Here is a 9,452-nt window from a genome sequence, read left to right as displayed (position 1 = left end):
GCTAAAATGCCGCAAAAACCGTGATAGTACATCTGCTCACCTTGAAAGGGCTAGTCCTAGATTTTATTATAAGTAATCACCCGAACTTGATATAACTCAGCACTCTTCATAAAAGCTGCCAGTTCTTTTTCCGGAGCGCTAAAAATGTAGCGTATCCTTCGGAAAAACCGGGTGGATCAGGTAGGACATATTGTGGAAATTCTTTATACGATCGCCAAGGTTCCGAAGCATTATGCCGCAAATGTAAGGCAGATTCTGAGGAACCTGGTAGTCGCCAAGTCATTTGACCAGTTGGTATATCAGTCACAAATGTCTCCTCATCTCGAAAAAGTTGATCTTTTCTTCCAGATTTTGGCAGATTAACCGGATATTTTTGTCAAATTTAAGTTAAAATAATATACTGGGCATTGCTCAGATGAGTTTTATCACAATATTGCGAACAAATCCATAGCGCTATTGTGGCAACAAGTCTTCTAAAGCAGCGCCGACAACTCGGTGATCTTCATCCTGTCTAAGTTGGTTCAGGGCTGCTTTGGCTTCCGGCTCGGCAAATCGTTTCAGGGCATAGCTAACTCGCACGCGCATCCGCCAAGATTCAACATTCACCAACGTTAGTATTTGGGATAATGCCGGAGCATGTTGACTAGAATCAGCTAGGGCGCCGAGTGCATCAACAGCCGATTCTTGAACTGTGAAATCTTCATCTTTTAAACCCTGTACGCAGATATCAAATAGTTCTTCAGGGCAATCCATTTCGGTGATCGCGGCTAAAATGCTCCGCCGCACTAGCCAGTGGTCATCCTGATAAAATGCCAGAACTAGATGAGAAACTGCGACTCTGCCAAATAGCGATAAAGAATTTGCCGCCTCAGCTCGCACGTTGGGGGTATCGTCAAATTTCATAATTTGCATCAAAGCCGCAAAGGATTCTGCTGATTGTTGATTACCCAAACCCCGGGCCACAAAAGAACGCACCAAAAATTCTGAGTCATGAAGTTTACTCGTAAGCAGAGGAACTGCAACTTCTGATTCATAACTATCGAGAGCAGCGATCGCCTTCAGACGATATTGAAAATCTGGGTTCTTCAGTTCAGCTTGGATTTTATGGATTTCCATAGGTGCATTTGGTAGAGCTATTCTTTAGTTTATTTTACAGATGTTATCAAATGGCGATCGCATTCTAAAATGAAGGGCATTGGGTATGGGGCATGGGGCATTGGGCATTGGGCATTGGGCATTGCATTATATTATCCAATTTTGAATTTTGAATTCGGAGCGAAGCGACGTGACTCAATTAAGCGAAACCGTCAAAGAATTAATAGCTAAAGCTAGAATTGTCAGCTTTGCTGAGTGGGAACAGTCCCATCCAAAAGCAGCGATGTCTGACGACAAGCCGCTGCGCGTCTACGCTATATTTCAAGCTGCGGATGATGCTTTTCGCTACCTGAGTGACGAAGATTTATTGCAGATTAAAACCTTGTCACCTGATAATTCTGAGTTGATTCCTGTTGCTCAGTTATTACGCGATCGCGCAGCCGAAATTGTTGATGAAGCTAGAGAGCAGATTTTGGCGACTTATCCCGAAATTATCCAGCCTGGAGGCGGTCTTTATCCACCTGAACGCGCTCAAGCTTGCTGGCGAGACTTTTGGCATTTTCTCCGCTGTATTACTTATGGCATCGCAGGTGGACACACTGAGTATACGAGTCCCACAGGACTGCATTATATGAACTTGCTTTATCAGGAATTACAAGTTCCAATACAAGCAATGGTCTTAGGCTTAAAAAGCATCAAGGCTGCTAGTTTGAAACGCTGCCAAGCTAATCAGCAGGAAACTCTTGCTCCCTATTTTGACCATTTAATCAGCCAACTGGCTACTTTCCAAATTCGGTAGTACTCAGGTACGAGTGCTGAGTAAAACATGAGATTACCCACTCAGGACTCAGTATTTGTTACTCAGCACAATTAATACTCTTACTCAAGCGGATATCAACATACCATCGCCTGTATCCCAATCGCCAGTCAGATACTAAAAAAAAGCTTAAATTTTTTTAAAGTATTATTTAACTTAATAAATTTTAATAAATATGGTTTCGACATCGTATCAGAATATGTGAAGGTAAAGGATGCAAAAACTTAAAATCGTCAAAACTAATAAAGATTTAAAGTCTCTCTTTTATTAGAATGATGTAAAGTTTTTTAACATCTGCGGAATATCCTTCTCATAAAATTTAGTTGTTAACTGGGAGATAGTTTGAATGGCTTTTGGACCAGCATCACGATTAGGGGTCGCTCTGTTTGAAGATACCGCTCCCATTGATCTGTGGCCAAATCGTTCTAATGAGGAAGTTGAAACCGTAATTAGAACTGTCTACAAACAAGTTCTAGGCAATGCTTATGTAATGGAGAGTGAGCGGCTTTCCGTTCCTGAATCCCAACTCAAACGGGGTGAAATTAGGGTTCGCGAGTTTGTGCGTCAAGTCGGGAAGTCGGAACTTTACCGATCGCGGTTTTTTGATAGCGCCCCCCGCTATCGAGCGATTGAATTAAATTTCCGACATTTCCTTGGTCGTGCGCCATTGGATCTAGAAGAAACGCGCGCACACAGCACTATTCTGGATACAAAGGGGTTTGAAGCTGAAATTGATTCCTATCTAGACAGCGACGAATACCAAGAGACCTTCGGGGAAAACATTGTGCCTTATATTCGAGGCTACAAAACCGAAGCTATCCAGAGTTTGGTTCAGTTTACCCACTTGTTCCAACTGGTACGTGGTTCCTCTAGTAGCAGCCTGAAAGGTGACTTAGCTGGCAAACAACCAAAATTGAACAGTTTGCTAATTCAAAGCACGCCTACCCCCGTGATTTCACCAGCCAGCAAGGGTGCTGCATTCCGCAACCCAACATTTACTGCTCGCACCCGTCAAGGTGTGGGATCTGGTGACGATGGTAAAATATACCGGGTTGAAGTTACTGGCTACAAGGCAAATGTGGTAAATAACATTTCCAAGTTTCGCCGCAGTAACCAGGTGTTTTTCGTGCCATACAATCAGCTTTCACAAGAGTATCAGCGGATTCACAAGCAGGGCGGTGCGATCGCCAGTATTACTCCTGTCAACTAGAGAATAGAAATTTGGGGATTAAAGATTAGGGATTGGGGAAGAATTTCCGCCGTACTCAGTCTCCAGTCTTTAATACCCAGTGTTGATCATTGATCAAAAGTTAGCCTGCGGTTTGACCAATTCCGCCGTCAGTTGTCATATACGAAGATATTTAACACACTTTCACAAACTAAAGTTTTACAAAAGCTGGTCAGTAGCAAAAATAACTGACAACTGATGGCAAATTCCACCTCTTTAAGGGGTAGGATGCTCGGAAATTTCATTTAATTTGCGTTTTTAAGGAGATACTTCAATGTCACTTTGGGCTATTGATTCACCTAATGTTGAACTGCGTCCGAACACCAGCGAAAGTGAATTACAAACACTGATTCGGGCAGTTTACAAACAGGTTTTGGGCAATGCTCACTTGTTGGAAAGTGAGCGACTAGCCACTGCGGAATCGCAATTGCGCGATCGCAAAATCAGCGTCCGCGAATTCGTCAACAGCGTTGCGAAATCGGAACTTTATCAATCCCTGTTTTTCAACTCTTCTTCGCAGTATCGGTTCATTGAACTGAACTTCAAACACCTGCTAGGACGTCCTCCTGCTGATCAGGCAGAAATTTCCGAACACGTCCGCATCTACAATGAACAGGGCTATGATGCTGAGATCGAATCCTATACCGATAGCGGCGAATATCAGCAGAATTTTGGCGAGAATATTGTTCCTTATGTTCGCAGCACTAGCTCTCAAATAGGAATTAAGAATGTTAGCTTTAACCGCACCTTTACCTTACTCAGAGGAGTAGCTAGCAGTGATAGCGATCGCAAAGCTAAACTGATCAGCGATGTCGGTTCAAATTTACCCACATCCATCAAGGCTCCCGTTGCTGGTTCTAGTGTAAGCAGCACCGACAAACGCTTCTTGATTAAAGCAGTTAAAGGTTCAGCTAATCTCCGTACTCGTCTGGGCAACCTCCAATATGTAGTTAACTACAACCAACTGTCTGGGCAAGTGCAAAACATTCATCGGACGGGCGGCAAAATCATCAGTATCACTGAAATTGCTTAAGTTGGGGAGTAGGGAGTAGGGAGTGGGGGAGATGAGGGAGATGGGGATAATTATCTTAATTCCTAACTCCTAACTCCTAACTCCTAACTCCTAACTCAGCACTCAGCACTTTAGCCAAGATATATCTTGGATTGTAAGCTACTTTTTAAGATCACTTTTCTAATGGAAATTACCGAATTCTTTGAACTTTCAATTGGACGATGGCGATCGCAGCGTAGCGGTCATCATTTAGCATTTGCCCACTTTGAAGAAGTGTTGTCTAACATTAACATTGAGTCTCTATCTACTGATGATCCGGCGGTGCTAGCAATCTGTCAATTGTATGACACTGACGCCGCCAGTATCACCCACCCCTTTCGGATGACTTGGGAAGGTGAGTCAGACTGGGACGATAAACCAATTTCTGGTAGTACTGTACTGGTGCCAATTCCCGATATCGAAAATCCTTCTAGAGGCAAACTCCTGCGAGACAAAGGATACGCCGAAACAATCCCAGCAGTGGCTAAATATCATCTGAGTGAGGATGGTATTTTTACCCTGCTAACAGAGTATGAACTCGCTGCTGCTGAGGAGCGAATTTGGTTTGCTAACCCAAATCTGCGATTTCGGGTAGCGATGATTAAAACCAGTGATGGTAAAGGTGTGACAACAGCTTCCTTTTCTTCAGAGATTCGCTCTTTGTCAAGTTCAACCAGTTAGCAATATCAGGTTAAAACATAAGGGGATTGTTAATTTTAAATTTTGAATTTTGAATTCGGAGCGAAGCGACGTGACGATAGCGCCCAATGAATCTAGCACCAACGCTAGCGATTTGCTCACCTTAGCCTGTTGGATGGCAGGAGATTTTAGCAACTACAAGCAATCTTTTGCAAATCCGCAACTTTACGCCCACATTCACATTTATTTTCGTCCTTTACCAGTTGAATTTTTTTCTGCCATCGGTTTTTATTCTGAACAAGCGTATGACCACGATTTATGGACACCCTATCGTCAGGGAGTACATAGATTAGTCGATTGGGGCGATCGCATTTATATCGAAAATTACAGCTTAAAAGACCCTATGCTTTATGCAGGTGCTGCTCGTGAATTAGATATCCTCAAAACCATCACCCCAGAGAGCATTGAACGGCGTTATCACTGTTCAATGGTTTTCCAACGAGAAGGTAAAATATTTCGAGGCAGTGTGGAACCAGGCAATCAATGTCTGATTAAGCGCAATGGATGCCAGACATATCTTATTAGCGAAGTAGAAGTAACCGAGCGGACTTGGATAAGTCTAGATAAAGGTATGGATATTGAAACCCATGAGCAAAGATGGGGATCAACTGCTGGCCCTTTGCGGTTTGAAAAACGTGAAAGTTTTGCTGATGAATTATATGCAGTGAGCGCATTATGTTGATTCAGCTTGAATCTGTTAAAACCAAAATGTTACCTCCACTGGCTGAAAAGAAAATGCGCTGTTGGATTCGCAGTCGTCACTTGATTTGTTCGGGTAACTTTTTTATATTCGAGACATTAGAATATACGACGATTGAGAGATTCTCTGAATGTGTTGCTTCTTTAGGAGGAACAGTAATATCCGTTGACCCCGTTAATAAAATTTGGATGGGCGATCATCGCCAAGTAATTTTATATCAGGCAAAAGCTAGTTTACATACGCCTCATCATACTTTGAAACAATACTGGATAAAATACGGTGGTTTTTACACTAGATTTGATGAGCGTGCTTGAGAGTTACTATCCGGCGGAAATTCTTCTGACAATTAAATTTTGAATTTTAAATCCTCCTCAAGGGGGTTGACGGCTAATTGTTAATGTCTAATTGCTAATTTTTTATCATGATTAGCTGTTATTTATTAACAGTTAGCCGTCTAAGTTTGTTAGAAAATGTAACTAAAAAACTCCCCAGAACTTGATAACTTATATCAAGACCCAGCAATTAGTAAATCTTAATACCATTTCTTTGTGAGGCGGCGCTAAAACTTTTTAACTTCTTACTTCTTTATTTATTTGTGTCTCAAAGGACACAAAGGAACAAGAGTTTCAGAGAGTTTTTGCGTAAGTCCTATTTACTTTGCAAATTAGTAACTCCTACCCACACTAACGCCAGTATGCAGACCTTCATAGACGACGAAACCAGACGACGCCAATATCAAGCATTTCCCCAAACAGAACCCATTGAACTGTGGACTACTGCTTCATCTGACGAGATTGAAATTGTAATTCGGGCAGTTTATCGGCAAGTGTTGGGTAATGCCTACATTATGGAAAGTGAGCGGCTCATCGTTCCAGAATCCCAACTCAAGCAAGGTATAATCGATGTCCGTGACTTTGTGCGTCAGGTTGCCAAATCAGAGTTGTATCGCTCCAGATTTTTTGATAATGTTTACCGCTACCGTGCTATTGAACTGAACTTCAAGCACCTGCTGGGACGCGCTCCCGATGACTACTCTGAGACAAGACATCACAGCAACATTCTAGATGAGCAGGGTTTTGAGGCAGATATTGATTCTTATCTTGATAGCGATGAGTATCTAGATGCTTACGGGGATAACATAGTACCATATTACCGGGGTTATAAAACCCAAACGGGCAAAAAGATATTGGAATTTAGTAATATGCTGCAACTGCTGCGGAGCAATTCTAGCAGTGATCAGAACCTAGCAACGAATAATAAACCTCAACTGGTGCGATCGCTAATTACCAACACTCCTTATGGTAAACTGAAACCCACGGATGTTAGTGCAATACTTGCTGAAGTGTTCAAGCCCAAGCCAGAAACTGCTGCTCCAGTTAATTCGTTTATTGCAGCTCGCACAGCAGCTGAACAAGGCTTGCAGCAAAAGATTCAAGAGCAAGAAAGCCAGATTGCAACTTTGCAACAACAATTAGCAGACTTACGACCATTTGCCAGCATCGGTGCAACAAAATTTAGTAGTAGTTGGCAGACTTCCAGTTACGTGAACAGCACAGGCGAATATACATCTTTGCAACAGCAAGCTGACGCGCAAGCAAAACAGATTGCAGCTTTGCAAGAGCAAGTTGCTGATGCCCGACGGTCTGCCACAATTGGAGAAGCCCGGTTGAATAAGTGGCGCAGTCGTGTTTTTAATGGCTAATTTCTTTACTGTTTAACTTTGTAGGGTGCGTTACGCCAAAGGCTAACGCACCGCTTTTGCAACAAACGCTTTAGCAAAAGTTAAAAACCCAGCGTAGTTTACCGCCGTAGGCATCGCATGAGATAATTTTACAAAGTGCGATCGCATACCTTTTTAATATTTAAGCATTTGCGCCCAGAATAGAAGAGTCATAGTGCTGTAGCAAATCTTCTGGATCATCGTAAATTGCGATCGCTCCCGACAGTTGTTGATCGCTAAAGCCACCACAGCGCAAAGCAATCACACCTACCCCTGCTTTGCCGGCAGACTCAATATCGTAGGGCGAATCTCCTAGCATCACTACTTTTTCAGGTGTCATTTGCCCTTTCCTCAAGGCAGCTTCTACAATGTCAGGAGCAGGTTTAGATGCTTCGGCATCATCGGATGTAGTTACTTCCGATAGCAAATCATCTACTTGGGCAATTTTGAGCATGATGTCAAGTTCTTCAGAACTCGCTGAACTAGCAACAACCAGATGCAATCCCGATTTTTGCATCTTTAATATTAAGTTTCTGCTCCCATTGGCAGCAGTAATTTGCGGTATATATTTATCAAATAATAGTTCTTTGCGTAGTTGGGCGATCGCTTTGCCAGTTCCTTCTTCACCATTTAATTCTGGCACTACTTTGGGAATAAGTTGATCTCCACCCATGCCCATAAGTGGTCTAACTGTTTCAAATGGTACTTCCAAGTCATAAGCTGCAAATGCCTCTACCCAGGTGTTTGCATGAACATCATTACTTAAAACTAGTGTGCCATCAACATCTAAAATCACCCCTTCTAATGCCATAAAAAACCTCGGCTGACGTTTTGTTTCATTGCTGATGATGGCATGGCAGATAGTTTACTTCATCGTCCTATGAGAAGAGAAGGGAGTTATAGAAGGTCTTAATATCAGGTTCAGTTGAATACCGATCGTCAGGACTGACGCAAAGACGCTAAGAAAGCTGTAGAATCTGTTAATTAATAGGGAATGCATCATTCACCCAATCCTTATTGCGATCGGAGGTCAAGATGGTACAGACACCTGCCAGTCAACAAACCGAAACCCTATTGATTGAGTTGCCTAAGTCCATTGGGCTGTATGTTACCCAAGAACAGTTTGCTGCTTTAGCCGCAGCTAACCGAGACTTGAGACTGGAAAGAACCGCACAAGGAGAATTAATAGTGAACCCACCAACAGGCTGGGAAACTGGGAGACGCAATTGGAGCATTTCAGGGGAGTTGTATTTATGGTGGCGGAATGCGGGTGAACCGGGTAAAGCCTTTGACTCTTCTACAGGCTTCATTTTACCTAATGGTGCGACTCGCTCCCCCGATGCCTCTTGGGTGAGTGAAGAACGATGGGAGGCGCTTACTTCGGAACAAAAAGGAACGTTTGCGAATATTTGCCCTGACTTTGTGGTGGAGTTACGCTCTAGTTCAGATACCCTCAAGTCTGTGCAAGATAAAATGAGGGAGTATATCGACAATGGCGCGAGACTAGGCTGGTTAATCAATCCGCAGCAGCGACGGGTGGAAATTTATCGACCGGATAAAGATGTGGAAGTGTTGGAGAATCCTGGGGAATTGTCGGGTGAAGCAGTGTTGCCGGGTTTTGTCTTGAATTTGCGTCGGGTGTGGGATTGAAAGCATCTTACTCGCTACGGGTTAATTAAATATATATCAGAAAATAATAGGGAAAATCCTTATGCTTTATAGTAAATTTCCCCTCAGTAAAGCTATAGAGGATTTTCAACTCACTATTATTGAGGGCGATCGCAAAATATTGCTTGAGCTACATCCAATAGATACAGGCGATCGCCTATCGTATAATGGGAATCCGTTTTCTGGCGATCGCATTGCTACCGGATGGAGCAATTATATAATGTTGTACCGCATCTGAATGGGAAGCGCTATATCTGGCAAGCTGAGATTAATCCGGCGATGCATAATTTTTCCCTTGGCTTTTACTTGATATCGTCACAGAGACGCCTGTCCCTCTCACTCACATTCGAGTTATTCTGCAAATAATCATGCAACCAATTGCAACCCCGCACCAACAATTGGTCTAAATTCTCCACAGGCCACAACCGCGCTGTCTTGTCATCTGATGCCGTGGCGATGGTTTTGCCGTCCGGG

Annotated in this window: 12 protein-coding genes; 9 read left to right on the top strand and 3 right to left on the bottom strand. The window is 43.0% G+C overall.

The annotated features are described in order from the left end of the window. Positions 1 to 106 precede the first annotated feature (106 nt). Together HWQ41_RS31470 and HWQ41_RS31465 are read right to left on the bottom strand one after the other, a co-directional pair. The gene (locus tag HWQ41_RS31470) at positions 107 to 307 is read right to left on the bottom strand and encodes a hypothetical protein (RefSeq protein ID WP_292771730.1); all 201 of its coding nucleotides are present in this window, start codon (positions 305 to 307) and stop codon (positions 107 to 109) included. Positions 308 to 453: 146 nt separating this feature from the next. Beyond that, positions 454 to 1,116, bottom strand: a complete 663-nt coding sequence (locus tag HWQ41_RS31465) for a HEAT repeat domain-containing protein (RefSeq protein WP_292771728.1) — start codon at positions 1,114 to 1,116, stop codon at positions 454 to 456. A gap of 169 nt (positions 1,117 to 1,285) precedes the next feature. Here HWQ41_RS31465 and HWQ41_RS31460 point away from each other — a divergent pair, with 169 nt between their 5' ends. From HWQ41_RS31460 to HWQ41_RS31430, 7 genes are all read left to right on the top strand, one after another. Further along, positions 1,286 to 1,894 (top strand): phycobilisome protein, encoded by a 609-nt coding sequence (locus tag HWQ41_RS31460; RefSeq protein WP_292771726.1) that lies wholly within the window; start codon positions 1,286 to 1,288, stop codon positions 1,892 to 1,894. Positions 1,895 to 2,258: 364 nt separating this feature from the next. Beyond that, entirely contained in the window at positions 2,259 to 3,122 is an 864-nt protein-coding gene (locus tag HWQ41_RS31455) for a phycobilisome linker polypeptide (protein WP_292771725.1), read from the top strand. Between the two features lie 292 nt (positions 3,123 to 3,414). Further along, positions 3,415 to 4,173 carry a phycobilisome rod-core linker polypeptide gene (locus tag HWQ41_RS31450; RefSeq protein ID WP_292771724.1) on the top strand — a complete coding sequence of 253 codons (759 nt, stop codon included), beginning with the start codon at positions 3,415 to 3,417 and terminating at the stop codon, positions 4,171 to 4,173. A gap of 162 nt (positions 4,174 to 4,335) precedes the next feature. Beyond that, entirely contained in the window at positions 4,336 to 4,872 is a 537-nt protein-coding gene (locus HWQ41_RS31445) for a phycobiliprotein lyase (protein ID WP_292771723.1), read from the top strand. 70 nt (positions 4,873 to 4,942) lie between these two features. Beyond that, positions 4,943 to 5,572, top strand: a complete 630-nt coding sequence (locus tag HWQ41_RS31440) for a chromophore lyase CpcT/CpeT (protein WP_292771721.1) — start codon at positions 4,943 to 4,945, stop codon at positions 5,570 to 5,572. Continuing rightward, positions 5,566 to 5,904, top strand: coding sequence for a CpeR family transcriptional regulator (locus tag HWQ41_RS31435; RefSeq protein ID WP_099102916.1), 339 nt, complete (start codon positions 5,566 to 5,568; stop codon positions 5,902 to 5,904). Before HWQ41_RS31440 ends, HWQ41_RS31435 begins: the two co-directional genes overlap by 7 nt. A 380-nt stretch (positions 5,905 to 6,284) precedes the next feature. Next, positions 6,285 to 7,292 (top strand): phycobilisome rod-core linker polypeptide, encoded by a 1,008-nt coding sequence (locus HWQ41_RS31430; RefSeq protein ID WP_292771718.1) that lies wholly within the window; start codon positions 6,285 to 6,287, stop codon positions 7,290 to 7,292. Between the two features lie 160 nt (positions 7,293 to 7,452). Here HWQ41_RS31430 and HWQ41_RS31425 read toward each other — a convergent pair whose 3' ends face one another. Continuing rightward, a complete protein-coding gene (locus HWQ41_RS31425) occupies positions 7,453 to 8,121 on the bottom strand; it encodes an HAD family hydrolase (RefSeq protein WP_292771716.1) in 669 nt (222 codons plus the stop codon). Between the two features lie 224 nt (positions 8,122 to 8,345). Between HWQ41_RS31425 and HWQ41_RS31420 the strand changes: the two genes are divergently transcribed. Beyond that, positions 8,346 to 8,960, top strand: a complete 615-nt coding sequence (locus tag HWQ41_RS31420; protein ID WP_292771715.1) for a Uma2 family endonuclease — start codon at positions 8,346 to 8,348, stop codon at positions 8,958 to 8,960. Positions 8,961 to 9,021: 61 nt separating this feature from the next. After that, on the top strand, positions 9,022 to 9,216 hold the full coding sequence (locus HWQ41_RS31415; RefSeq protein ID WP_292771714.1) for a hypothetical protein: 195 nt from the start codon (positions 9,022 to 9,024) through the stop codon (positions 9,214 to 9,216). Positions 9,217 to 9,452: the final 236 nt, after the last annotated feature.

This window comes from Nostoc sp. NOS(2021), from assembly GCF_017115025.1.
Classification (GTDB): domain Bacteria; phylum Cyanobacteriota; class Cyanobacteriia; order Cyanobacteriales; family Nostocaceae; genus Nostoc.
The sequence above is the reverse complement of the archived record's forward strand: the minus strand, read 5'-3'. Positions and strand labels throughout refer to the sequence as shown.